The organism is Elstera cyanobacteriorum, assembly GCF_002251735.1.
GTDB classification, from domain to species: Bacteria; Pseudomonadota; Alphaproteobacteria; order Elsterales; family Elsteraceae; genus Elstera; species Elstera cyanobacteriorum.
Map to the genome: position 1 here is coordinate 24,486 of NZ_NOXS01000031.1, position 23,683 is coordinate 48,168.

At 61.1% G+C, this 23,683-nt stretch carries 25 protein-coding genes and 4 pseudogenes; 20 read left to right on the forward strand and 9 right to left on the reverse strand.

Features of this window, described 5'->3' with window-relative positions; genetic code table 11:
* The first annotated feature begins 5 nt into the window (after positions 1-5).
* From CHR90_RS07435 to CHR90_RS07475, 9 genes are all read left to right on the forward strand, one after another.
* The gene (locus CHR90_RS07435; RefSeq protein ID WP_094408370.1) at positions 6-338 is read left to right on the forward strand and encodes a hypothetical protein; all 333 of its coding nucleotides are present in this window, start codon (positions 6-8) and stop codon (positions 336-338) included.
* Positions 325-891 (forward strand): hemerythrin domain-containing protein, encoded by a 567-nt coding sequence (locus CHR90_RS07440; RefSeq protein ID WP_094408371.1) that lies wholly within the window; start codon positions 325-327, stop codon positions 889-891. The genes CHR90_RS07435 and CHR90_RS07440 overlap by 14 nt, the downstream gene beginning before the upstream one ends.
* Complete coding sequence (locus CHR90_RS07445) at positions 888-1,655, forward strand: carbonic anhydrase (RefSeq protein WP_094408372.1); 768 nt, start codon at positions 888-890, stop codon at positions 1,653-1,655. The genes CHR90_RS07440 and CHR90_RS07445 overlap by 4 nt, the downstream gene beginning before the upstream one ends.
* A 2-nt stretch (positions 1,656-1,657) precedes the next feature.
* Complete coding sequence (gene mog, locus CHR90_RS07450) at positions 1,658-2,188, forward strand: molybdopterin adenylyltransferase (RefSeq protein WP_094408373.1); 531 nt, start codon at positions 1,658-1,660, stop codon at positions 2,186-2,188.
* A 10-nt stretch (positions 2,189-2,198) separates the two neighbouring features.
* A complete protein-coding gene (locus CHR90_RS07455; protein ID WP_094408374.1) occupies positions 2,199-2,756 on the forward strand; it encodes a DUF2478 domain-containing protein in 558 nt (185 codons plus the stop codon).
* Positions 2,757-3,057: 301 nt separating this feature from the next.
* The gene (locus CHR90_RS07460) at positions 3,058-4,062 is read left to right on the forward strand and encodes an ABC transporter substrate-binding protein (RefSeq protein ID WP_229671537.1); all 1,005 of its coding nucleotides are present in this window, start codon (positions 3,058-3,060) and stop codon (positions 4,060-4,062) included.
* Positions 4,043-4,879, forward strand: coding sequence for an ABC transporter permease (locus CHR90_RS07465; protein ID WP_094408375.1), 837 nt, complete (start codon positions 4,043-4,045; stop codon positions 4,877-4,879). The genes CHR90_RS07460 and CHR90_RS07465 overlap by 20 nt, the downstream gene beginning before the upstream one ends.
* Positions 4,876-5,625 (forward strand): ABC transporter ATP-binding protein, encoded by a 750-nt coding sequence (locus tag CHR90_RS07470; protein ID WP_094408376.1) that lies wholly within the window; start codon positions 4,876-4,878, stop codon positions 5,623-5,625. The genes CHR90_RS07465 and CHR90_RS07470 overlap by 4 nt, the downstream gene beginning before the upstream one ends.
* A complete protein-coding gene (locus CHR90_RS07475) occupies positions 5,622-6,893 on the forward strand; it encodes an NnrS family protein (protein ID WP_094408377.1) in 1,272 nt (423 codons plus the stop codon). Before CHR90_RS07470 ends, CHR90_RS07475 begins: the two co-directional genes overlap by 4 nt.
* On the opposite strand, the pseudogene CHR90_RS19630 reads toward CHR90_RS07475, so the two are convergent.
* Positions 6,851-7,345, reverse strand: a pseudogene (locus tag CHR90_RS19630) (UbiX family flavin prenyltransferase); the annotation flags it as partial. The gene CHR90_RS07475 and the pseudogene CHR90_RS19630 overlap by 43 nt on opposite strands.
* A complete protein-coding gene (locus CHR90_RS07485) occupies positions 7,342-8,838 on the reverse strand; it encodes a UbiD family decarboxylase (protein ID WP_094408378.1) in 1,497 nt (498 codons plus the stop codon). The pseudogene CHR90_RS19630 and the gene CHR90_RS07485, both read right to left, overlap by 4 nt.
* A gap of 138 nt (positions 8,839-8,976) precedes the next feature.
* On the opposite strand from CHR90_RS07485, the gene ubiT reads away from it, so the two are divergent.
* Genes ubiT through ubiV form a run of 3 tightly spaced genes read left to right on the forward strand, consistent with a single transcriptional unit; the run spans position 8,977 to position 11,398 of the window.
* Positions 8,977-9,528 (forward strand): ubiquinone anaerobic biosynthesis accessory factor UbiT, encoded by a 552-nt coding sequence (ubiT, locus tag CHR90_RS07490; RefSeq protein WP_094408379.1) that lies wholly within the window; start codon positions 8,977-8,979, stop codon positions 9,526-9,528.
* Positions 9,528-10,505 (forward strand): ubiquinone anaerobic biosynthesis protein UbiU, encoded by a 978-nt coding sequence (ubiU, locus tag CHR90_RS07495; protein ID WP_094408380.1) that lies wholly within the window; start codon positions 9,528-9,530, stop codon positions 10,503-10,505. Before ubiT ends, ubiU begins: the two co-directional genes overlap by 1 nt.
* A 2-nt stretch (positions 10,506-10,507) precedes the next feature.
* Complete coding sequence (gene ubiV / locus CHR90_RS07500; protein ID WP_094408381.1) at positions 10,508-11,398, forward strand: ubiquinone anaerobic biosynthesis protein UbiV; 891 nt, start codon at positions 10,508-10,510, stop codon at positions 11,396-11,398.
* Here ubiV and CHR90_RS07505 read toward each other — a convergent pair.
* The 3 genes from CHR90_RS07505 to CHR90_RS07515 form a co-directional block, all read right to left on the reverse strand.
* Positions 11,357-12,508 (reverse strand): NnrS family protein, encoded by a 1,152-nt coding sequence (locus CHR90_RS07505; RefSeq protein WP_170941332.1) that lies wholly within the window; start codon positions 12,506-12,508, stop codon positions 11,357-11,359. The genes ubiV and CHR90_RS07505 overlap by 42 nt on opposite strands.
* A 68-nt stretch (positions 12,509-12,576) precedes the next feature.
* The gene (locus CHR90_RS07510; protein ID WP_094408383.1) at positions 12,577-12,894 is read right to left on the reverse strand and encodes a DUF2249 domain-containing protein; all 318 of its coding nucleotides are present in this window, start codon (positions 12,892-12,894) and stop codon (positions 12,577-12,579) included.
* Between the two features lie 93 nt (positions 12,895-12,987).
* Complete coding sequence (locus tag CHR90_RS07515; protein ID WP_094408384.1) at positions 12,988-13,692, reverse strand: Crp/Fnr family transcriptional regulator; 705 nt, start codon at positions 13,690-13,692, stop codon at positions 12,988-12,990.
* Between the two features lie 168 nt (positions 13,693-13,860).
* Between CHR90_RS07515 and CHR90_RS07520 the strand changes: the two genes are divergently transcribed.
* The 3 genes and pseudogenes from CHR90_RS07520 to CHR90_RS07530 all read left to right on the forward strand — a co-directional run bounded on the left by CHR90_RS07520 (position 13,861) and on the right by CHR90_RS07530 (position 16,912).
* Positions 13,861-15,003: an NnrS family protein gene (locus tag CHR90_RS07520; RefSeq protein ID WP_094408385.1), complete on the forward strand. Its 1,143-nt coding sequence runs from the start codon at positions 13,861-13,863 to the stop codon at positions 15,001-15,003.
* 306 nt (positions 15,004-15,309) lie between these two features.
* Complete coding sequence (gene mobA, locus CHR90_RS07525) at positions 15,310-15,936, forward strand: molybdenum cofactor guanylyltransferase (RefSeq protein WP_094408386.1); 627 nt, start codon at positions 15,310-15,312, stop codon at positions 15,934-15,936.
* Positions 15,937-16,154: 218 nt separating this feature from the next.
* Positions 16,155-16,912: pseudogene (locus CHR90_RS07530) on the forward strand (IS5 family transposase).
* A 70-nt stretch (positions 16,913-16,982) separates the two neighbouring features.
* Here the strand turns inward: CHR90_RS07530 and CHR90_RS07535 are convergent.
* Positions 16,983-17,183 (reverse strand): annotated as a pseudogene (locus CHR90_RS07535) (transposase domain-containing protein); the annotation flags it as partial.
* 170 nt (positions 17,184-17,353) lie between these two features.
* Here CHR90_RS07535 and CHR90_RS07540 point away from each other — a divergent pair.
* The 3 genes from CHR90_RS07540 to CHR90_RS07550 are packed head-to-tail and all read left to right on the forward strand — an operon-like array spanning position 17,354 to position 20,551.
* Entirely contained in the window at positions 17,354-18,595 is a 1,242-nt protein-coding gene (locus CHR90_RS07540) for a tyrosine-type recombinase/integrase (RefSeq protein ID WP_094408388.1), read from the forward strand.
* Positions 18,595-19,551, forward strand: coding sequence for a tyrosine-type recombinase/integrase (locus tag CHR90_RS07545; RefSeq protein WP_212668642.1), 957 nt, complete (start codon positions 18,595-18,597; stop codon positions 19,549-19,551). Before CHR90_RS07540 ends, CHR90_RS07545 begins: the two co-directional genes overlap by 1 nt.
* Positions 19,544-20,551: a site-specific integrase gene (locus CHR90_RS07550; protein WP_094408389.1), complete on the forward strand. Its 1,008-nt coding sequence runs from the start codon at positions 19,544-19,546 to the stop codon at positions 20,549-20,551. The genes CHR90_RS07545 and CHR90_RS07550 overlap by 8 nt, the downstream gene beginning before the upstream one ends.
* Positions 20,552-20,627: 76 nt before the next feature.
* Here the strand turns inward: CHR90_RS07550 and tnpC are convergent.
* The 3 genes and pseudogenes from tnpC to tnpA all read right to left on the reverse strand — a co-directional run.
* Positions 20,628-21,974, reverse strand: a pseudogene (gene tnpC, locus CHR90_RS07555) (IS66 family transposase); the annotation flags it as partial.
* 64 nt (positions 21,975-22,038) lie between these two features.
* Positions 22,039-22,392 (reverse strand): IS66 family insertion sequence element accessory protein TnpB, encoded by a 354-nt coding sequence (gene tnpB, locus CHR90_RS07560; RefSeq protein ID WP_094408390.1) that lies wholly within the window; start codon positions 22,390-22,392, stop codon positions 22,039-22,041.
* On the reverse strand, positions 22,389-22,793 hold the full coding sequence (gene tnpA, locus CHR90_RS07565; protein WP_094408391.1) for an IS66-like element accessory protein TnpA: 405 nt from the start codon (positions 22,791-22,793) through the stop codon (positions 22,389-22,391). Before tnpA ends, tnpB begins: the two co-directional genes overlap by 4 nt.
* A gap of 38 nt (positions 22,794-22,831) precedes the next feature.
* Here tnpA and CHR90_RS19180 point away from each other — a divergent pair, with 38 nt between their 5' ends.
* Positions 22,832-23,038 carry a hypothetical protein gene (locus CHR90_RS19180; protein ID WP_141210903.1) on the forward strand — a complete coding sequence of 69 codons (207 nt, stop codon included), beginning with the start codon at positions 22,832-22,834 and terminating at the stop codon, positions 23,036-23,038.
* A gap of 313 nt (positions 23,039-23,351) precedes the next feature.
* Complete coding sequence (locus CHR90_RS19420; RefSeq protein ID WP_170941333.1) at positions 23,352-23,525, forward strand: hypothetical protein; 174 nt, start codon at positions 23,352-23,354, stop codon at positions 23,523-23,525.
* The last annotated feature ends 158 nt before the right edge of the window (positions 23,526-23,683 follow it).

Sequence of the window (23,683 nt, forward strand, 5' to 3'; positions counted from 1 at the left end):
AGGCGATGCATTTCGGCACCTTGATCACCAGTCTGGAAGGAGCCGCCGATGGCGCACTGGACCGGTTGGCCGATGCGGCCTTATTGGCCGAAACGGCGGTCGTGGCGGCGCGGTTCAACGAAAGCCCGCCGGATTATCTGCGTGGGGCGGCGCATCGCTTCGCTGCTCAGGCCAGTTCTGAAGAATGGATGGTGCTGATGACCGCCCTGGAGCGAGGGGAAGACACGGCCCGTGCCGCTGTAACGGCTATCCTGCATTGGAGTCTTGCCCGTGACCAGGCTGATCCATCCCTGACCAGCGGTTGTGGTTGCGGTGGAGGCTGCCATGGCGGCGGCTAGACTGCGCACCGGCGATCCCCCGCCTGCCGTTAGGCCGCTTGATCCGCCGTTGCCCGACGACTTCGGCGACCCTATTGCTGTTATTGCGAATGCGCACGCCCGACAGCGAGCATTGGGGGGGCGTTTGAAACAGGCGGCCGGTGTGGGGGAGATCGGGCGGGCGGACGCCGATCCGCTGATCGCGTGTCTTGGTTACGAACTGCCGCAGCATCACGATGATCTTGACTGCGATCTCTTTCCGCTGTTACGGCGTCGCATCCTACCGGAAGATGCCTTGGTACCAGTGCTCGCCCGACTGGCGGAAGATCACCGCCGCACCGAACGACAGGCGCAGGCGATTGTCGATCTTTTAGCCGCAGACCCGGCCTCCGATCCGATACGCTTGACCGACCCGGCGCGGGATCTCTTCCTAGCGCAGGCGGCCCTGACCAAGCGGCTGGTGTCACTTGAAAGCGGCATTGTTCTCGCAATTGCCCGGGTGCGGTTGACGCGCGCTGATCTTAAGGCTTTGGCCTGCTCTTTCCGGGCGCGGCGGGGAATGGAGGCGTCATGACCCAAACGTTGGACCATCTGCTCGACCGAAATATTGCCTGGGCGCACGGCAAAACCCGCAGTGACCCAGGGTTCTTTCGCCGCATGGCTGAACAGCAGGCACCGCGCTATCTATGGATCGGCTGTTCCGACAGCCGCGTAACGGCGAACGATGTCCTGGGTTTAGACCCCGGTGAGGTTTTCGTGCATCGCAATATCGCCAATTTTGTCCATACTAGCGACCTTAACCTCCTGTCGGTGCTGGAATATGCCGTCGATTATCTCGCTGTCGAGCATATCATCGTTTGCGGACATTACGGCTGCGGCGGGGTTGCGCGGGTGCTGGATACCGCGCGCGGAGCCTTGCTGGACCATTGGCTGCAACCGCTGTCGATGCTGCTGCACAAGCATCGGGCGGTCTTCGAGGCCCTTTCTGGGGCGCAGGCGCGGCTCAACCGGCTATGCGAGGTGAATGTCGAGATGCAGGTTCGGCGCGTGGCGGCCACGCCCATTGTCGAAAACGCCTGGCAACGCGGGCAGCCTGTGCATTTGCACGGCTGGATTTACGCCATTGAGGACGGTCTGTTGCGTGATCTTGGGCCACATCTGTCATCAAGCGCCGAGCGGGACGCGCTGCCGTCCATCGACCATCGCGTTACCCATCCGGCAATCCCGGTCAGCCGCCGTCAGCGCCACGCCGAAGAGGCTTTTCAGCCGCTGGCGTTGAGCGATATGGCTTCGCCGCCCTGCTGCCTGCCGACGATCAACGGCGATCAGGAGGTTTGAGTATGCAGCCGATTGCTATCGGTGTCCTTGTTAGTTCTGACCGCGCCGCAGCAGGGGTCTACCCGGATCGCGGCGGCCCGGCCATCGAAGCCTATCTAACCGAAGTGCTGACGAGCCCGTGGCACCCGGTACTAAGGCTGGTGCCGGACGAACAGGCGCTGATCGAAACTACCCTGATCGAGCTTGTCGATATGGTCGGCTGTCCTCTGATCCTAACCACCGGCGGCACCGGCCCGGCCCTGCGCGACGTGACGCCGGAAGCAACGGCAGCCATCTGCGGGCGGATGATGCCAGGGTTCGGCGAGGCGATGCGCACCGCCAGTCTCGCCGACGTGCCGACCGCGATTCTCTCCCGCCAAACGGCGGGGGTCCGTGGGAGCAGCCTGATTATTAATCTGCCCGGCAAACCGGCGGCGATCCGCACCTGTCTTACCGCAGTCTTTGCCGCCATTCCCTATTGCATTGATCTGATTGGCGGACCGCGCCTTGAGACCAACCCCGCCGTTTGCCGGGCCTTCCGCCCCGCTCTCTGAGGAAATCAACATGCCCCGTCTAACCGCCGACCATTCTTTGGTTGGTCTTGTATACTCCGATAGCGCCCGTGCCGAAGCGACGCTGGCCGCCCTCGCCGATTATCTGCAAGCGCATGATCTGGCGCTTGCCGGGCTTATTCAGCGTGCGCTGGATCGCCCGGCTTCGGCGCGTTGTGATATGGAGTTGGAGGATCTTGCCACCGGCGCACGCACGGCAATTGCCGACGACCGCGGGTCGGGCGCTGTGGGGTGTGCCCTAGATACCGATGCTCTGCTGGGGGCCTTAGTCCGGGCGCAGGCAACGCTGGAGGCGCCGACCGATCTGCTGCTGGTGAATAAATTCGGCAAGATGGAAGCGGAGGGTAGCGGTTTTCTTCCCCTGATCGTCGCAGCGCTGGAGCGAGGAATTCCCACCATCGTTGCCGTCCCTGCCCGCAATCTGGCGGCCTGGGAGGCGTTTGCCGCCGATTTGGCGATGACTGTGCCCCTTAACGATATGCCGCTGAGGCCGCCGGAGGTGCTGGAGCGGTTAGGTCTGCACCTTCAACAGTCCACTACGACCGTTTAGAGCAAATCCCGAGCGGGTGGAACACCCGCGACTAGCCTTTGCGTTAAGCAACAAAAATTAGAGCGTTTACAGTGAGCCAATGCAAACGAAAAGCGCTCTAAATCTTCTGCATTACATGCGAATAGGTCTTAATCGCAAAAAATGAAACGAACTTGCGGTAGCGCAAAATCTGACCTCCTAGCGCAGCTAGATTAGGCACAGGACCGCCGCCGCAGGCGGGTTGAACCGACCTGCCGCCGCCCGTCGCCGTCTCAATCCTCTCGGTCCGCGTCGGGACGGTCTATTGGATCAAGGGGATAGGATGACCATGATGACGAAGCGCATTTCCGCTGTGTCGCGGCGCGGCTTCATTGCCGGGGCGGCGGGCCTTCTAACGTTGCCCGGTCTTAGCCGGGCGGCAGCGGCCCGGTTAGATGAATTGGTTTTGTTTGGGCCACCAGCTGGCCCATCGATCGTTCTGGCCGCAGCGCTCGCCCAAGGGCACCTTGCCCCGCTTGCCCGGAGTGTCCGGCTGAAAATCTGGACCAATCCCGATGAGATGCGTGCGGGCCTCGTGTCCGGCACGATGCCTCTTGCTGTGATGCCGACCACGGCGGCGGCGGCGCTTTACAACCGGGGCTTTCCGATCCGTTTACTCAATACGATGACCGATGGGTTGCTTTATATCGTCAGCGCCGATCCAGCCCTGCAGGCTGTACCCGACCTCAAGGGCAAGGTGCTTGCCATTCCCTTCGGGAATGATTTGCCGAATTTCATCCTATCGCGGGTTCTGACGCATCACGGGCTGGATGAGGCGCGAGATCTGAGCATCATGATCACCGGAACACCGACCGAAGCCATTCAACTGCTCCTGACGGGGCACGTCGCCGCCGCCCTAGTACCCGACCCGTCAGCGGCTGCCGCAGAAATCAAAAGTAAGGCCCTTGGAAAGGTTGTCGAGCGGCGGATCGATCTTCAGGTCGAATGGGGCAAGATCACGGGCCTGGGGTCGTTCTTGCCGCAAGCCGGGGTTGGGGTGACGGAGGCGTTTTTAAGCCAGTATCCGGAAACCGTTGCCGCACTCTCGACGCTGCTGATCGCCGCGGCGGACGCGGTTCGGGCCGATCCGGCGACCGCGGCGGCTGCCGCCGCACCAACCCTGGATCTGCCGGTGCCGGTGCTGACGGCGGCGATTCCCCATTGCAATTTGGTTACCCGCCCCGCGCACAGCGCGCGTTCAGCCCTGGACGCAAGTTTCCGGGCCATCCTGGCGGTCAATCCTGGCGGGATTGGAGGAAAACTGCCCGATGATCGCTTCTATTTGTAAGCGCAGCGCAGCCGCTGGGCTCGACCGTCTGGGGCGCAGTTTGGGCTTTCTATGGGGTGGGTGGGCCGGTCTTGCAGCGGTCTTTTTGCTGGCAGCGGTTTGGCAGGCAGGACATGAGGCTTATGGGGCCTTCGTTCTGCCCCGCCCGGAAGAAACCTTGCGGGCGGCCTGGGCAATCCTCCAGCGGCCCGACTATCGCGCGATTGTCGCCCTTAGCCTTCTGCGGGCTTTGGAAGGGTTTGCGATGGCAAGTATTCTGGGGGTGCTCTTAGGATTGGCGTCGGGCTATTCGCCCGCCAGTCTAAGGCTGGCGCGACCGCTTCTGACCTTGATGCTCGGTGTTCCGCCGATTGCTTGGATTGTTTTGGCGATGATCTGGTTCGGGATTGGTCAAGGAACGATCCTAGCGACCATTGTGATTGCCGTTGCACCGGTTCTCTTTGTCGGCGCGGTCGAAGGGGTTGCCCAGCGTGATCGGGGGCTGGATATTCTCTGCCAAGCGTTTGGAGCTGGGCCGTTCCGGCGCTTTTGGGCCTCCGCCTGTCCTCAGGCGATGCAGCAGATTTTTCCGGCATTGGCCTTGGGGCTGGGAGTGGCGGTTAAAGTCGCTGTGATGGCCGAACTTCTAACCCATACGGTGGGAATCGGTCGTCTGCTGGCAACGGCCCGTGCCAATCTTGACATTACAGAAGCGCTGGCCTGGGTGCTCATCGCTGTTGGCGGACTAATTCTGCTGGAATATGGGGTGCTGCATCCGTTACGGGCGGAGGCGGAACGCTGGCGAGATGCCAGCCGGGCCTGGGGGGTTCGGCGGTGACCATATTGTCTCTCTCCGGCCTAAACCACGCGTATCTGGGACGCACGGTGATCGACCAAGTTTCATTATCGGTTGAGGCCGGAGAGATTATTGCCTTGGTTGGCCCATCCGGCTGCGGCAAAAGCACGTTGGTGCACCTTGCGGCTGGTTTGATCGAAGCGCGGGCTGGTCGGATCGAACGGGGCTACCAGCGGCATGGAATGGTCTTTCAAGACCCCCGGCTCATGCCCTGGCTGACGGCACGCGACAATATTGCCCTACCTTTGAAGTTGATAGGAATCAACCGCCGAACCCGGCACGAACGGGCGGAAGCACAGGCTTGCGCTGTAGCCTTCGATCCGGTTGATCTTGATAAATTTCCGGCCGAACTGTCGGGTGGAATGCGGCAGCGCGTGGCGATTGCCCGCGCCTTGATCGCTAGGCCGGATTTTATCTATTTCGACGAACCTTTCACTGCGCTTGACGTGGCGCTGAAGCGCCGGATGCAGGATCTGGTTATCACCGCCGCCCGCGACTGTCGGTTTGCGGGGTTATTCGTGACCCATGATCTGATGGAGGCAACGCGCATTGCCCATCGGATTCTCGTGCTGGATCGGCACGGTCGGGGCGTGCGCGGTGCCCGCTTTTTGGAGGGTAAACCCGGCGACCGGGACGATGCCGCTCTTTTCGCGCTGGTCCAGCATTTGACGCACGACGATCCGCTGTTTCAACAGATCAACGATTTTGACGAACGGAGGATCGCATGAGGCGCTTTTCGGCCCTGGCCGATACGTTGGGGGACGAGGGACTACGGCTATTTTTTCCGCTGGCGGCCCTTCATGCTGCCATTTGGCCAGCGCTGTGGGCGATAGGCCAGGGGTTTGATCTGGTTTTTACCCGAACCACCAGTCCCTTTGTATGGCATGGGTATGAATTGCTGATAGGAGCCTATGGGGCCGCCTTGATTGGCTTTATTACCACAGCTGTTCCAGAATGGACCGGCACGCCCCGGCCCCAGGGAGGGCTGCTCTTTGGGCTAGCGCTGTTGTGGGGGATTGGGCGTTTGGTTGGGCTGGGGGGCGCCGACCGTTTTGGGGTGGTTGCGGCGCTTGCCGACCTCGGATGGTTAGCGGCTCTGGTTGGCTTTGTTGCACTGGTGTCCCTCCGCCGACGGACCGACCGACTGCTGGGGTTTTTGCTCTGGCTATCGGCCCTCGCCGCCGCTGCCGCAATGGTACGCTGGGGGATGATCTGCGCCGATATGGCCCTTGCCGAGAGGGGGGTGTTGATGGTGGCGCTGGCATTTTTGGGGCTGCTGGGGTTGGCCCTGGCGCGGATCGGTCCGCCGATCCTCAATCAGATTTTGGACCCAACCGAGGCAAGCTTCCCGTTTCGGCCCCATCCAGGCCGCTTAAACCTTGCACCCGGCCTCGTGGCGGTCGCGGTGATCGGTCAAGGGGTGGGGGGGGCGGAGCCGGTTTTCGCCTATCTGCTGATGGCTGCCGGGGCGGCGTTCTTAGACCGAACCGGCGAGACTTTTGTCGGGCGAGAGTTTTTCCGGGCGGAAGTGTTGGCCCTGGCCGGATCATCGCTGCTGGCGGGGGCGGGGTTAATGGCCTGGGGCGCGAGCTTGCTTTGGGCAACGACCACCCCGCTCTTCGGGCTGCATCTCGCGGTGATGGGCGGGCTGGGGTTGGGGGTGCTCGCCGTTTTCAGCATTGCCGGGCTGTTGCATACGGGGCGTCCGCTGGGACTGCGGCGGAAGACCCGGTTTGCGCTTCTCTTGATCCTGCTTGCTCTTGGCGTGCGCGTTCTACCGGAATTTGGTTTGGGGGGCTTGAATGCTTACCGATGGGCCGCGTTGCTTTGGGCAGCCTCCTTCCTCTTGTGGTTCTGGGACTATTGGCCGTGGCTCAAAAGTGCCCCAGGGGGGCCGGACCACGCCTCGGCTTGTGGGGGCGTAAGTTTCAGCAGATCGACGGCGCGGGCCGCAATTTGCCCAACCAGAGCATCCACCGATATAGGGCGCAAGTAGAAGGCCGGCACTGGCGGCAACAGAATCCCGCCCATTTCGGTCACGGCGGTCATATTCCTTAGATGCGCCAGAGTCAGCGGCGCTTCCCGCGCCAGCAGCACCAGCGGGCGGCGTTCCTTGAGGTGGACGCTGGCACAGCGGGTTAACAACGTATCGTCCAACCCATGGGCGATGGCGGCAAGGCTGCGCATTGAGCAAGGGGCGACAATCATTCCGGCGCTGGGATAGGAGCCCGAGGCGGGTGGCGCGGCAAAATCGCCGATAGCAAAGCGGGTTCGGGCTAGCGCCAATAGCGCCGTTAGCGTATCCGGGGCTTCAAGGGCGAAGGTCTTTTCCGCCCCTTGGCTGACGACCAGATCGAACGGCAGCCCACGCCGCGCCAATTCTTGCCCGCAAGCACCGGCTAGAACGGCACCCGACGCTCCAGAAACCCCGAGAATAACCGAGATCATGCGAATCCCTCCCGCGCTAAAATTGCCATTGCCGCCGCTTCGGCGGTGGGGGAATGGCGCATCACCGTGCCGAAGGGGCGTTTAGTTTCCGCCCCAATCTTTGTGGTTGCATCTAGCCCGATCTTACCCGCGAGACCTTCGAGCGGGCTGGCGAAATCGAGATAATCCATCGGTGTCCGGTCCAGAATTACACTATCCCGTGCCGGATCGAAGCGGGTGGCCAGGGCCCAGGCCACATCGTTCCAATCACGGGGGTTAATATCATCGTCCACCACAAGGATCATCTTCGTGTAGGTGAATTGTGGCAGCATTCCCCACAGGGCCAGCATCGCCCGTCGGGCCTGGCCTGGGTAACGTTTTTCGATGCTAACGATGGCAATGCGGTAGGAACAGGCTGCAGGCGGGAGCCAAAGATCGCGCACTTCCGGGATCTGCTGACGGATGACCGGCAGGGCGAGATCGTTGAACACTGCGCCGATGACTGACGGTTCGTCGGGCGGGCGTCCCGTATAGGTCGAAAGATACAGCGGGTCGCGTCGATGGGTAATAGCGCTGATCCGCATGACGGGGAAAGGTTCGACCGCATTGTAATAGCCGGTATGGTCGCCGAAAGGCCCTTCCGGCGCGGTTTCGTTCGGGGCGATCCAGCCCTCGAGGATGATTTCAGCATCGGCGGGGACGTGCAGGGGAACGGTTCGGGCGGCGGTTAAACGGGTGCGGCTGCCACGCAATACGCCGGAAAAGCCAAGCTCGGAGACCGTTTCGGGCAAGGGTAGAGCTGCCGCCAGCAACAAAGCAGGATCGGCCCCCAGTATAATGGCCACCGGCATCCTTGCACCGGCCTGCGCCCAGCTTCGATGATGCGCCGCCCCGCCGCGATGGGCGAGCCAACGTAGAATCAGCCGGTCCGGGCCGAGAGGCTGGGCGCGATAGACCCCGGCGTTATATTGCCCGCTGTCGGCAGGGTCTGAACCTGCGGGACGGGTGAGCACTACCGGCCACGTTATCAGCGGACCGGCATCCCCTGGCCAACAGACCGGCACCGGAAGGCGGGTCAGATCGGGCGGAGTGTGCATGCATTCCTGAACCGGGGCGCGGTCGAGCCGCCGGTCGCGGCTGGCGAGCAGCGCTTTAAGCTGCGGTAACCGTCGAACCGCATCGCGGACGCCATCGGGGGGCGCAGGGGTGCGCAGCGCTGCCAAGAAGGCCCCTAGCGCCGGAATTTCCGCCCGTGTGACGCCCAAACCGGCGGCCACCCGATCCTCGGTCCCGAACAGGTTCGTTATTACGGACATTTCAGCGGCTTGCCCGTCGGGCCGGATAGGCTGATCGAAGCGCAGGACCGGCCCACCGCGGGCCAGAACCCCGGCGTGAACGGCGGTCATCTCCTCCTGAAGTGCGACCGGAGCGGCAATCCCATGCAGGGTTCCCGCCTTCTTGCACCAGTCCAAAAACGCCCGCAGATCGGGAAAAGGGGGCAGTGTCCGCCGCATCACCTATTATCCTTTCAGCTAGGGGGGGCGGCAGGGGCATATCAGGCAGCGGCGGGACATGATTTGAGATACCTCAATAAATTGGTTCGACGAACCTTCTATGGTGCGGGCGCTCTCCTCCTTTTCAGCCGGTGCCCAATGTTTGCCGCCAACGTCTCTCTACCCAACCGTCAGGCAATCCCGCTCGTTCCACCGATTTTAGCCGCAGGCCTTCGCAGTGTGCCGCCGAGTTTGGTTTCCGCGACGGTGACCCGCTTCACCCGCTGCTTGCTGAAACGGCATCCGGCTGTATTGGATCGTTTGGGCGAATTTCGGCGCTGCTGTTTTGCGGTTGTCGCAACCGACATCCCACTCTGTTTTCTAATTGATCTGCGCGGGGGCGGGCGGGTCGCGCTCGCGCCCGCCGACACCCCCGCAGATGCGCGGATTTCCGGGCCATTGGCCGCTTTGATCGGCATGGTGCAGGGCGTTTGGGACGGCGATGCGCTGTTTTTTTCACGAGATCTAACCGTGGAGGGTGACACGGCGGCGGTTCTGGCGTTGCGCAATGCGATTGATGCAACCGAGGTGGACTTTGGGGCCGAAGTCGCAGCCCTGTGCGGGCCATTGAACCCGCTGGCGGTCGTAGCCCTTCGGCAGGCTGCGCGGCTGACCGGCGTGCCGTTCTTCCGTCCACGGGAGGGCCGGTGATGGAACTCGTCTGCCCAGCCGGAACCCCTGCCGCGTTGCGTGCTGCCGTTGATGCCGGTGCCGATGCGGTCTATTGCGGCTTTGCCGACGAAACCAATGCCCGCAATTTCCCTGGACTGAATTTCTCGCGCCCGGAGTTGGCCGAAGCGGTGCGATACGCCCATCGCAAAGGGACCAAGCTGCTCGTGGCGATCAATACTTTCCCCCGCGCGGGCGATGAGGCGATTTGGCATCGGGCCGTTGTGGACGCGGCGCAAGCCGGGGCTGATGCCGTCATTTTGGCCGATTTGGGGCTGATAGCCTATACCGCCGACCATCACCCGGACCTGCGCCGTCACCTGTCAGTTCAGGCGGCGGCGGCCAATCCTGATGTGATTAACTTCTATGCCGAAACCTTCGGTATTCGGCGCGTGGTGCTGCCGCGCGTTTTGAGTGTCGAGGAAATCGCCGCGATCAATACCGCCGTTGACGTTGAAACCGAAGCCTTTGTATTCGGCGGCCTCTGCGTTATGGCGGAGGGGCGCTGCGCACTCTCGTCTTACATCACGGGCCAGTCGCCGAATATGAACGGCGTCTGTTCACCCGCAAGCCATGTCAGTTATGCCCAGGAGGACGGGGTGCTGGCGGCGCGTTTAGGAGGCTATACCATCCACCGCGCGCCAGCGACGCAGGCCGCCCCCTATCCGACATTGTGCAAAGGCTGTTTCAAAGTGGGGGCGCGCGAAGGCTATGTGTTCGAGGAACCGGCCAGTCTCGATGCCTCGATGATTTTGCCCGCCTTGGCACGCGCCGGGGTCTCGGCTTTCAAAATCGAGGGGCGTCAGCGCTCGCGCGCTTATGTTACTGCGGTGGTGCGCAGTTTTCGGGGGGTTCTCGCGGCGATGGCAGAAGGGCAAGCGATTCCCGCCGGGGCGCTGGCATCCTTGGCGGAAGGGCAGAGCGCCACCGTTGGAGCCTATCGAAAAATCTGGAGATAAGCATGGAGTTTACCGTCGGCCCCATTCAGGGTTTCTGGTCCGCCGATGCCTGGCACGACTTTTACGTCCGTCTCGCCGATACCCCCGGTGTTGACCGAGTGGTCATGGGGGAATTGATCTGCTCGAAGCGTCTGCCCTTTTATCAAGACCGGCTGCCCGATGCGATCGAACGTCTCCAGGCGTCCGGCAAGCAGGTGGCGATAACGAGCCTCGCCCTGGTTACCCTGCCGCGTGAACAGCGGATGACCGCCGACCTGTGGAGCCTTGGGGTGGAGGTTGAGATCAATGACCTCACGGCCTTAAACTCCCTCGTCGACGGGGCCCCTTTCTCGGTTGGGCCACTGGTGAACGTTTATAACGAAAGCAGCCTGCGCTGGTTGGCGCGGCGGGGGGCGCAGCGGGTCTCTCTGCCGCCCGAACTACCCCTCACTGCGGTGGCCGCGCTAACGGCAGCAAGTCCGGTGCCGGTAGAGGTTTGGGGGTGGGGACGCCTACCCTTAGCTTTGTCGGGCCGCTGTTATCATGCCCGCTACCATGACCGTCCGAAGGATCAATGCCTATTCGCATGCGCCGACGATCCCGATGGTCTGGCGGTGACAACGCTCGACGATCAAGCCTTTCTGGCGATCAATGGTATTCAGACGCTATCGACCGCCTGCGCTAATCTGGCGGCACATCTGCCCGGCCTGCGCGCGGCCGGGGTGGCGAGCCTGCGCTTATCGCCGCAGACAATTGGTTTTTTTGAGATTGTCGGGCTGTTTCGGGCGTTACGTGCGGGGGAAATCGACGCGGCGACGCTGGCGGACCGGGCTTTGCCCTTAGCACTCGGTGGCGCTTTCTGCGATGGGTTTCTAAAGGGGCCGAGCGGTATCGCTTGGTCGGGGGCGGGATAACCAGCCCTGGGCCAAGGCGCGCGCACTGCAGGCCCATCCCAGGCTCCAGGCGATTGCGGCAAACCATAGCAGCGGTGAGGGCGTCGGTCCGGCAGTGAGGCGCAGGGGCGTCGCCAGCAGAATTAGGGCTAGGGCAGAGCGACACCAGCGGAGATCGGCACGCGGCAGGGGCCCTAGGGTGGTGGCGAGGCGTACCATCACCGCCAAGCTCATCGTGCCTAAGGCGCCAACCGCCGCAGCGTGGCGTGCGGTATCGCCGGAGGTCCAGCCGCACGCTGCCACGGCCGCCAGTAGAACCGATAGGCTCGCCCAGGCATAGCCAAAATGCAGGGCGCGCACCTTCAATGGCAACGGTAACCACCCCCGCCAGCGGGCCAAGCGCGCCAAATGCAGCCCGCCTACCACGGCCAGGACCAGCGCTACGGCAGGAGACTGTAAATCGGCCACGATGAGGCCCAGCGCGGGCAAAGTGACTGCCATGATCCATCGGTCGAAGCCGTTTGGGGCGGCAATGGCCATCCGGCACTTCCGGTCGAGGCAGGCGCTTCGGGTTAGACTCGGTGTCAGCCGCCCGCCAACGAGGAAAATCAACCACAACGCCAAGGTCAAGGCCGCCCGCAGTGTCCCAGGCCAAAGCTGCCAGAACTGGGGGTAGGTTTCGAGCAAGAAGAGCGCTCGGCTGGCCCCACATCCGACAGTCAGTACCGCGACTGCACCGATTTCCGGCCAATGGGGCCAGGGTCCGGGGAAGCGAGCCTCACGCAGTAGAGCACCCAGGACAGCCGCTGGGAAGGCGGCATCTATGATGACCAATATTCCCGGCGTCATGAGCGGGGCAGGGAGGGGCAGGCGGGCTAAGAGCCAGAGGAAAACCAGCCCCGCCAGCGGCACGCCATGGCGCGGCAGGCGGCGGGATCGGTTCGGCATGACGGAGAGAAGATAGCCCGCGACCACGGCAGGCAAGAAACCAAACAGCATTTCTCGCGTATGCCAGAGGCGCGGTGGCAGGCCCGCCAGGTCAGACACCCCCATCGCCTGGGCCGCAAGCCACAGGGGAACGCTTAGGCTTGCCAGCAGCGCCGCCCCCAAAAACAAGGGGCGGTGCGGCACGGCGAACCCCCAGCGACCCCTTGCGACCAGACGGTCCCTTAGGGAAGACGGTTCGGGGTGGCGCTGGATCAGCCGCATCCCCCGGCACCGTTCGAGCCGCACCCGCACTGGGCCTTGGCGGCGGGGGCCTCGGTATGAACAGCGGTCTTACCGACGACGACGCGCCAATCCTGCGGCCCGCTCTCACTATACGCCCAGGTGAAATAGCCGGGCACATGTTGATCGAACTGGTGGCGCAGCCCCAGCGGGTCATGATCGTTAATAAGTTCGACGGCCTCGCCGGGTTGCAGAGCGGCGAACTGCACGAAAACCAACCGATGCCGTTCGGGGTGGGGCAGTGTGCGGAGGTCGAGGGTAGCGACGGTTTGAGGAAGGGCAGCCAACATGGGGTTTCTCGCAAGGATCGATGAGTGAGGACCGCGAGCCTGCCCGTTTCTGGCTACCCCCGTCTTTGCGGTGCAGCAAACCGGCCGGTGATTTTACTCCGCCACGCGCTCTGCAATTGCCGTTAGGGCGAATGTATCCCGCACCAATAGATTTTTCCGTTTGGAATCGATTAGACCCTGGGTATCCCAAGCGGCCATGATGCGGCTCGCGGTATGCAGCGTCGTGCCGGTCATTTCGGCGATATCTTGGCGGGTAATCGGAAAATCTAACAGCACCCCACCCTCGGCAGGTCGCCCAGATCGTTCGGCGAGATGCAAGACGGCGTGGGCAATGCGGCGCTCAACTTCTTCTGTAGTTAGCTCTTGGATGCGGGTATGCGCTTCCTGCAAGCGCTGCCCAACGGCATGCAAGGCATTCTGGGCAAAGGCGGGGCTGAGGGAGAGGAAGGACGACCAGAGCGCTGCGTTCCAAAACAACATTCGGCTATCGGTCAAGGCGATGGCCGTTGCCGGATAATCCGGGCGGGCCAGCGCTTGAGCAATGCCGAATAGATCGCCAGGGTTCACATGTCGTACGATAACCTGATGTCCATCGCGTGTTGTCTGCACTACCTTCAGGCGCCCAAATAGCAGGACGTAGAAACTATCCGCCATCGCCCCTTGCGTGAATACACTGCTGCCGGGGGAAACCTGCCGGGGACTGGCGTGGTTCAGCATCGTGCCGAGATCCGCTGCCGGAGTATTCTGAAAAATGGGGAAACTGCGGACCAGCGCCTGATCCAATTTCTCTGTGACCATACCCGCCTCGTGCCAAGTCAGTGTTACGGCGCACGCATTTCAGACTCGCCGAAACCGTGCCAAACTAGCGTCAAGCTTGCTCTGGCACAAGGCTACCGCAAGTGCGAGGCGGTATCAGTTCCCCGCCTGGCTGACTTTAGGGCAGGCCTGTTTCGAGCGAGACCGCCCATGCGCACACCTTTTTGGCTTTCTTCCGGCTTTCGACCATTTTTCCCGCTGGGGGCGCTCTGTATCGCTGTGTCGATCCTGATATGGGTGCCGCTCTATCTGGGGCTGGTTGTTCTGCCAACGGCCTTTTCCCCGCGCGACTGGCATATTCATATGCTGCTCTTCGGTGGGATTGGGGCCATTATTGCCGGCTTTCTGCTGACGGCCGTCGCCAATTGGACGAGCCGCCCGTCCATCGGGGGTTGGCGGTTGGCCGCGGTAGTGGTGGTTTGGGCGGCAGGACGCGCGGCAATCAGTGTTTCGGCGGGTCTCAATCCTTGGATGGTCGCTGCAATCGACCTGGCTTTCTATGCGCTTCTCGCCGCCTTAATCTTGGCTGAATTATTGGCCGCAAAGAATAACCGCAATATAAAGATTGTTGCGATTTTGATTCTGCTGTTGCTGGCCGATGCGGCGTTTCATGTGGAGATCGCCTATCACGGTAGTGCGCAGGTAGCTTGGCGGGCGGGGCTCGGGTTAGTCATTTTGCTCAATCTTATAATTGGCGGACGGATCATTCCGACCTTTACCCGCAACTGGCTGACCGCACGGTGGGACACTCGATTGCCGGCGCTGTTCAATCGGCTTGATGCGGCGGTATTGGTGCTCAGCGCGGTTGCCCTGATCGCCTGGGCTGCTGCGCCGGATGCGTCCTTAACAGCTGTGCCCTTGGCGCTGGCTGGCGGGGGTAATTTTCTTCGCATGGCCCGCTGGCGTGGACTGGCCACTTGGTCAGAGCCACTGCTGCTTGTTCTGCACTTGGCCTGGGGTGCCTTTGCTGCTGGGTTCTGGATGACCGCCGCGGCCAGTCTGGGTTGGGTCGATCTGGCGGCATCACCGCACCTATGGACCGCAGGAGCTATTGGTCTGATGACCATAGCCGTGATGATTCGCGCTACAAAAGGCCATTCTGGCCTGCCCCTAAAGGCCGATTGGGGTGATATCGCAATTTGCACCCTGATTACTATCGGAACGCTCGCGCGATTGCTGATGCCGATATTGCCGGAGAGGATAGCAACAGTGATGGGGTTCGCGGCACTGTCTTGGGCGGGTGGTTATATTATTTATTTTTTTAAGTATAATCGTCTTTTGCTTAGAAAGTAATAAATATTTTGATAATAAAAAATAGAGGCTGGCCTAAATAAGGTTTGATGTTTATGCTTTGGCCCATTGTCTGAGGGTTTTCAACAGGTTGCTAGGCTCTGTTGACAAAGGTGATTCCCAAATTTGGCCGGGCGTGATTCAACACTGGTCTTTGGGGAGACCGGTGGCATGCGTGGCGGTCTGACGGACGAGGAATGGGGGATCATCGGGGCGTGACTGTGTTCCGAAAATGCGTCCAGTCGACAGGAGAGTTCGGGCGCTTCTGACCGTGTCCCGAAAGCCCCGAATAGTAACAGGAGTTCTAATATGTCGAGTTTTATGTCTGTAATGACCCCGCAATCTAGGTGGGGAGTTGCCATTTTGGCAGGCGGGCAGGGGGTGCGTATGGGAGGCCGAAAGCCCGAGTGCATAGATGCCGGTCAACGCTTGATTGACAGGGCGCTCGGTCAAGCTCACCGCTGGGCTCCAAATATCTGCTTGTCGTTGCGATCACCAGATCAGATTCCAGAACTGCCCGGTGATATTACTGTAGTACTCGATCCGCCCGGAGACGTAGGACCGGCAGCTGGTCTGATTGCGGCACTGACTTGGGCTCAGTCTCAGAACCTCGCCGGTTTACTAACGATTCCCTGTGATATGCCGGATCTGCATTATGGAATTTGGGAGCGGCTGCTTACCGAAGTGGAGATTGCGTCTATTTCCGGAAATACAGCTCTATGCTTCATGCCGGTGGATACGAGGGGCTTCTGTCCTATCCTCACGCTCTGGCGAACCGAAGCTTTGCCCGGTATCAGGGAAGCTGTCGCGGGCGGGCGTCACGCCCTAAAGCATGTGATTTCCGAGCTTGGCGGACGTCGGGTGTCCGTTCCTGACGGATGGTTCGGGCGCAATATCAACACACCGGATGATTTACGCTCTAGCCTAGCGATTTAGATAGCTACCGTAAAAACGGTACTCTGAAGTCGTGTCTGATTGTGAAGCGCCGGAAGTCTGTGAGGCGGCCTTTAGAGGGCTGATCACAGCCCGAGCGAAAAATGAGCGCTTGCGGGTCGACGTTGGAACCACAGACCACAGCCTTAGGTTCCGGACCCATAAACTCTCTTTTCAAGCCAATGTAGTTATGATTCAAAGCCTCGTGCTGGAGGCTTTGAATGAGCGACGCACCTTTCTGGCTGAGCGACGAGCAGTTTTCACGGCTTGAACCGCATCTTCCGCAGGATACGCGCGGGAAGGCGCGGGTGGACGACCGGCGGGTTATCAGCGGCATCATTCATGTGCTGAAATCGGGGTGCCGTTGGGTGGATGCGCCCTCGATCTACGGGCCGCGCAAGACGCTCTATAATCGCTTCGTCCGCTGGGGCGACAAAGGCATCTGGCAGGGGATTTTCAAGGCGCTTGCCGCTGCAGGCGGGCCTCCAGCAGAGGTGTTGATCGACAGTTCCGCTGTGAAAGCGCACCGCTGTGCTGCGGGCGGAAAAGGGGGGAACGGGCGCAGGCGATTGGTCGCTCGCGGGGTGGTCGGACAACGAAAATCCATGCGCTGACCGATGCCTTTTGCCGCCCCATCGCGTTTCTGCTGACCGGCGGACAGGTGGCGGATTGCAAAGCCGCCGATGCACTGCTCGACGCGCTGCCGAAAACCGCACTTCTGCATGGCGACAAGGGCTATGACAGCAATGCCGTCCGCCGAAAAATCGAGAGCAAAGGGACCGCCCCCAACATCCCGCCAAAGGCTAACCGCCGATGGAAAAACTGTTTCTCACCAGCCCTTTACCGCAAGCGAAACGCCATTGAGCGCATGTTTTGCCGCCTCAAAGACTTCCGCCGTATCGCAACTCGATACGACCGAAGGGCAACTGTCTTTATGGCCGCCATCTGCATCGCCGCGACCGTCAGCTATTGGTTATGAGTCTGGAGCCTAGTGAACATGGTGTGGATTACAGTACGTATTCGCCGTAGAATCGTAAGCGGTGTTCCGCTCACACGTTGGAGTGGTAGTTCCACGGGAGCAGGTCGTCGATCTGGCTCTGCTTATGGCCTTTGACGATGGCGGTGAGGGTTGCAGTCAACCAAGCCTGTGGGTCGATACCGTTCATTTTGCAGGTCTCGATCAACGAGGCGATGACGGCCCAGTTTTCGGCTCCGGTGTCATGGCCTGCGAAGAGGGCGTTTTTTCGGTTATGCATAGATTTCCATAACCGAAATTATGCGGAGCGCCGGATTATGCGCAGGTGCGTGTTTTCAGATGGGGCCAACACGCGGTCTTTTGCTCTCTGCCGCACGGCGTGACTGATTTCATCTACACATAATACCGTTCCTCTCCACCCAACGAATTGGAGAGGAAGTTTTCATGAAGGCAGATCTTTTGCAGCCCGATCCACGCCAGTGGATATCGAGCAGCGTCATCGCATCAGTCGAAGATGAGTATGTCGCCCAGCTTCGAGCAGGCGGATATCATTCCAACACCGTGCGCGTGTATTTGGCCTGTGTCGCCCACTTCGCGAAGTGGGTTACCGAAGCGGGCTTGGGCCTCATGCTGATCAATGAAGCTGCGCAGCAGCAGTTTCTCGACCAGCATTTGCCGTCTTGCACGTGCCGCCCGCCAGTTCGCAAACTGCGTCACGAGTTGCGCGTCGCCATTCGTCATCTCTTGGGTGTACTTCGCGCTCAGGGCCAGATTCCGCTTGCGGAGCAGAAGGATCACGTCAGCTGTGAGCTGGCATATTTCGATCGGCACATGCGCGATGTCGGCGGTCTGGCGGACACGACACGGCAGCAGCGGATCCAGATCGTTCGCCGATTGCTTATTGAGCAGTTTGGCGACGGCGAGATTGTCCCTGAGAAGCTCGATCCCGACCACATTCGACACTTTGTCCTGGGCCAAGGCCGCGGTTGGAGCGCCGGGGCTGTGCGCGTCGCTGGTGGAACCGTTGGCTGCTATTTGAAGTTCCGCAATATGTTGGGTGACGATGTCGGCAAGCTCCTGCGGGCAATCCCGCGCGCGGCGCATTGGCGCTTGGCTGCTTTACCTGATGTTTTATCATCGGCTCAGATTGACGCCGTTCTCGCCTCATTCGACGATCGGCTGCCGTCCCGACGACGCGCTTACGCCATGGTGAGGTGCGTCGCGGATCTTGGGCTCAGGTGCTCTGAAGTCGTCAAACTGCGGATCGAGGATATCGACTGGCGGAACGGGATCATTCGCATTGCCAGAACCAAGACGCATTTCACCGATAGTCTTCCATTGCCGACCGCCACCGGCACCGCGATTGCAGATTATCTGCGTCACGAACGGCCCCAGACCAAGAGTCGCGCGATCTTCGTGCGCCATGTCGCGCCGTACGACGTTCCCATCAAGGAAGGAGTTGCGAAGCATGCGGTGATCGCCGCCTTTGCTCGATGTGGGTGGCATCGAACCGATCCGCACGTGCTTCGCCACAGCGTCGCAAGTCGGCTGCTCCGCGATGGTACCCCCATGAAGCATATTGCCGATATCCTGCGGCACCGCAGCCTCGATACGTCGAAGATCTACACCAAGATCGATCTCCGTCGGCTGTCTGCCGTGGCGATGCCCTGGCCAGGGAGGGCGTGATGACAGGCGCGATCATGGTAGCACACGTCGAGGCGTTCCTTGTTGAACGTCAGGCCTTGGGATTTCGCACGAATGGGCCGAACGCGAGCCAATTGCGGTCCTTTGCCCGATTCTATGACGGCTCTGGTCATACCGGTTCCCTGACAACGAACCTCGTGATCGAGTGGGCCAAAGGACACGCTCGTACCGATGGACCACGCGCATGGGCGCGGCGGCTCGATAGCCTTCGGCCGTTCGCCACCTATCTGTTGCGTGAAGATCCAGCCACGGAGTTCCCGCAGAACCAGATTTTCGGCAAATCTCACCGCCGGGTCACACCACATATCTACACCGAGGAAGAGGTGGTGACGTTGCTGGCAGCGGCACGGCATCTCGAACCCATGGGCGGCCTGCGACCCGCCGCATACGAGGCCTTCTACGGTTTGATCGCCGCGACCGGCTTGCGCGTTTCCGAGGCGATCAAATTGCGCTGCGCCGATGTAGACCTTGGTAGCCGATGTTTGACGGTTCGGATGACCAAGTTCCGAAAGTCGAGGCACGTGCCGTTTCATTCGACCGTCGCCAGCGCTCTCACCGACTATCTGGCCGTTCGGGACCGCTTCCTCCCGCGCGCAGCCGACGAACCATTCTTCGTTTCGACACCTGGGCGATCGCTAAAATCACGTGCCGTGCATTGGACCTTTCAGAGGCTTCGCAGCAAAGCCGGAATCGTCGCGCGCGGTGCTCATCCTGAAGTCCGCATCCACGATTTCCGCCACACATTTATCTGTCGACGTATCCAGAGGTGGCAGGCCGATGGCGCCGATATCGATAATGCAATCGCCGCGCTCTCCACCTACGTCGGCCATGCGAAGATATCGGATACCTATTGGTATTTGACCGGCATTCCGGACCTGATGGCTATCGCCGGGAATCGTTTCGAAGAATTTGTATGCAGGGAAATCGGCAATGGCTGAACCCGCTCCTCCCACCTTCCCAACGCTCGTGCAACGCTTCTTCATGGATCATCTCCGGGAGCAACGCGCGGTCAGTAGCCAGACCATCGCGGCCTATCGGGATACCTTGCGCCTGCTTCTCACCTATGTTGCTGCAGCACTGCGCCGAACGCCCGGCGCAATCACATTGCCTGATCTCGACGCGCCAATGCTGCTGGCCTTCCTTGACCACCTGGAGAAGGAGCGTGGCAACAGCGTGCGCAGTCGCAACGCACGCTTGGCCGCGATCAGGACGTTCCTGAAGTTTGCGTCGCACCATGACCTTTCCGCCCTGGCCACGATTGAACGGGCGTTGGCGATTCCGCTCAAGCGGTTCGATCGGCCAATGGTCGGCTTTCTGTCTCGTCTCGAGATCGGCGCCATCATCGAAGCCCCTGATCAGACCAGTTGGGCCGGACAACGCGACCGGGCATTTTTCAGCATGATGTATAATACCGGCGCCCGGGTTTCCGAGATGACTGGCATCCGGTGTCGAGATGTTGTGCTTGAAGGCCAACCCGCCGTTCATCTAAGCGGCAAGGGTCGCAAAGAACGAAGTGTGCCGCTCTGGCGAGCGACCGCCGCACTCATCAAGTCCTGGCGCCGCCGGATCGGAGATCCGACAGGCGATGCCATTCTTTTCCCAAATCGCAGTGGTGGACGAATGTCCCGCTCCAACGTCACGCAGCGGCTAGACCTTGCGGTAGCCATTGCTGGCCTCAAAAACCCGGGCCTCCTTGAGCGCCCGATCACCCCCCATACCGTGCGGCACACGACAGCCATGCACCTGTTGCAATCAGGCGTCGACATTACCGTGATTGCCCTGTGGCTCGGGCACGAGGACACCGCAACGACGCATATGTACGTGGAAGCCGATATCGCGATGAAGGAGCAGGCACTGATGAAGCTCCAACCAAGCACCGCCGCGCCCGGAAGGTTTAGGGCCTCCGACACCTTGCTGAGCTTCTTGCAGTCCCTGTGATTATGTGGAGTGCTTGGTGGCGGCCCCGGCGCAATTTCGGGGACCGCCGCCAGCACCTGCGCATAATCCGGCGCTCCGCATAATTTCGGTTGAGGGCGATGGGGCGGATGCTGCGTTCGACGGCGTTATTGTCGATCTCGACGCGGCCATCGGTTAGGAAGCGACCGAGGCCGTCGCGGTATTTGGCGATATAGGCCAGTGCCTCCCCCAGGGGTGCTTTTGCCGAGGCGCGGGGGCGATGGTGCTGCAGCCACGCGTCGAGGCGGGCGAGGATCGGGGCGGCGCGCTCCTGCCGGGCTGCCAGCCGGGCGGCGGGGTCGCAGCCGCGGATGTCGGCTTCGATGGCATAAAGGGCGCGGATGAGGACGAGGCCTTCCTCGGCAATCGGCGCGGGGCCGGTGCGGGTGATCTCGATCAGCTTGCGGCGGGCATGGGCCCAGCAATAGACCAGTTGGATGCCAGGACCTGTGCGGTCGGGCGCGATCAGGCGGTTATATCCGGCATAGCCGTCCACCTGCAGAATGCCGCCGAAGCCGGACAGGATGCGGTCGGCGTGCTGCCCGCCCCGTCCCGGAGCATAGGTGAAGGCGACGCCCGGCGGCTCTGTGCCGCCCCAGGCGCGGTCATCGCGGGCCAAGGCCCAGAAGTATCCGGTTTTGGTTTTCCTTGCCCCTGGATCAAGGACCGGGGCGCGGGTCTCGTCCATGAATAGTTTGGTGGAACGCTTCAGAGTGACCAGCAGGGCCGCATGGAGAGGGCGGAGTTCAAGGGCCGCCCGGCCCACCCAATCGGCCAAGGTCGAGCGGTCGAGATCGACCCCCTGGCGGCTGTAAATCTGGGCTTGGCGATAGAGCGGCAGGTGGTCGGCATATTTGCTGACCAGTACCTGCGCCACCATCGCTTCGGTCGGGATGCCGCCGGGGATCAGCCGCGCTGGGGCAGGCGCCTGGGTGACACCGTCGGTGCAGGCGCGGCAGGCGTATTTGGGGCGGCGGGTCACGCGGACGCGAAGCTGGGCCGGGACGATATCGAGACGTTCCGAGACGTCTTCCCCGATGCACTGCAAGCCGCCGCCACAGGCGCAGACCAGGCTTGCGGGCTCGAGAACCTCTTCGAGACGCGGTAGATGTTTCGGTAATGATCCGCGATTGGTGGCCCGTGCTTTGCCGGCCTGTGCTTTAAGGGGGCGCTTCGCCGCCCGATCTTCGGCATCCTCTTCGGCGTGGAGGGTGGCGATGCCGCTCTCGATATCCTCTAGCGCGAGGTCGAACTGGTCTGGGTCCAGCCGCTCGGACTTCCGCCCGAAGAGCGCCTGTTTGAAAGCGGCAACCAAGGCTTCAAGACGCAAGTTCCGGGCTTCGACGGAAAGGATCCGCGCCTTCAAGACATCGATATCGTCGGGCAGATCGGCAGCGGTTATCATAGGAAAATAATAGCAAAAACAGCCGATTAGCTCACGCTAAATCCTGCCTGCAGCCCCCAGAAAATCACGCAATCGCCTGCGGGGGACGCACGCTCACGGCGCGGACTTTCTGCCAGTCGAGCCCGGCAAATAGGGCTTCGAACTGGGCCGGGTTCAGCGCCAACGTGCCGCTCTGCAGCTTGGGCCAAACAAAGCGTTGCGCCTCCAACCGCTTATAGGTCAGCACCAAACCACTGCCGTCCCAATAGAGCAGCTTCAGCCGGTCGGCGCGGCGCGACCGGAAGACGAAAACCGTGCCGGTATAGGGATCGCGCTGCAATTCGCTTTTTACCAGGGCGGTTAGCCCATCCAGCCCCTTGCGGAAATCGACCGGCTTTGCCGCAATCAAAATCCGCACCCGGTTCGATGGGAAGATCATGCACGCCGCCTTAGGGCCGCGACCAGCGCGGCAACCCGTTCCACGGATGCCGTGTTCTCGACCCGAACCGTGACGTCGCCCACGACAATCTCAATCGATGCTCCGCTTGCAGCGGGTTCCGGCACCTCCGGCGGCGGGGTCATCACCACCGGTACAAAAGCAGCCCCGCTCAACTCCGGCACCGCCAGCAAACCCCGCCGAGCCCGCGCCCGCCATTCCGAAATATGGTTCGGCTTCAGCCCATACCGCGCCGCCACCTCCCGCACCAAAACCCCCGGAACCAGCGTCTCCGCAACAATCCGCCCCTTCACATCATCCGGCCAACGCCGATGACCCGACCCACGTCTTAAAACCTCACCCAGCAAAGCTGACTCGGTTCGGACCTCCAAAGGGACTCCCATACCAACCTCCCATCAAACTCAGAGGCAGCGTCCCTCGCATGAAACGAGAAAGCGGGATAGGTGGGGACAGGACAGCGCTTACGGAGAATCGTGAAACGGTATTTCGGGTCGTTAAATTCGCGCAGCTCATTAAGGCGATGATTGATACGCCTATTTTCAATAAGGATGGTGATTTGGTGCTTTCGACAGAAAAACGGGTGCGCGATTTAGAGGATGCGGCCAAAGGCATCCCTCTCCCTGCGTGATGCACCTGATTTTCCCGGGTGCAGTCGCTTTTTGAGCGAACTTCATATGAAAATATGGGATTGGCAAACCAGCCTAACGTTCGGGCCGCGTCAATTGGATATCGATGAGCATCTGATTGCAAAAAGGGGGAGATGCTGGCCATCAACCCCCTGCGCGGTGGTCCATATCCCGTACTATACCCTCCATGAAAGTATAGAACCGAGAGTGAAGCTCGTCCGTTTGAACGAAGAAGCCTCTTGGCCCCAATATATGTCAAAATCTGGAGGGAGGGGACCTTACTCTATGAGGGTAGCACCTTCACGGAGAAAAACCATGTATCGCGCAATCGGCTTTCTGGTGGTGGCAGGCTTTGCCTTGTTCGGGGCTTCCAAGTTTATCGAGGATCACGTCGTCCTTGAGAAGGCAGACCCGGACGACCTGGAGGGTGAGGCAGACGAGAGGGATATCAACCCTTCGCGTGTTGGCACCGACCCACAACTCGCTTGATATCAACTCAGGGACCCGGCGGTGACGCCGGGCCCCATGCCACCACGAAGGCCCGGCGGATCGCTGCCTCGCCACTGCCTGCGGCCAATTCTCCCCGGCGGGCTTGCTCAAGACCTATGGTCAATCGATAGCGCAGGTGCTGGAGGCTGGCATCGTCA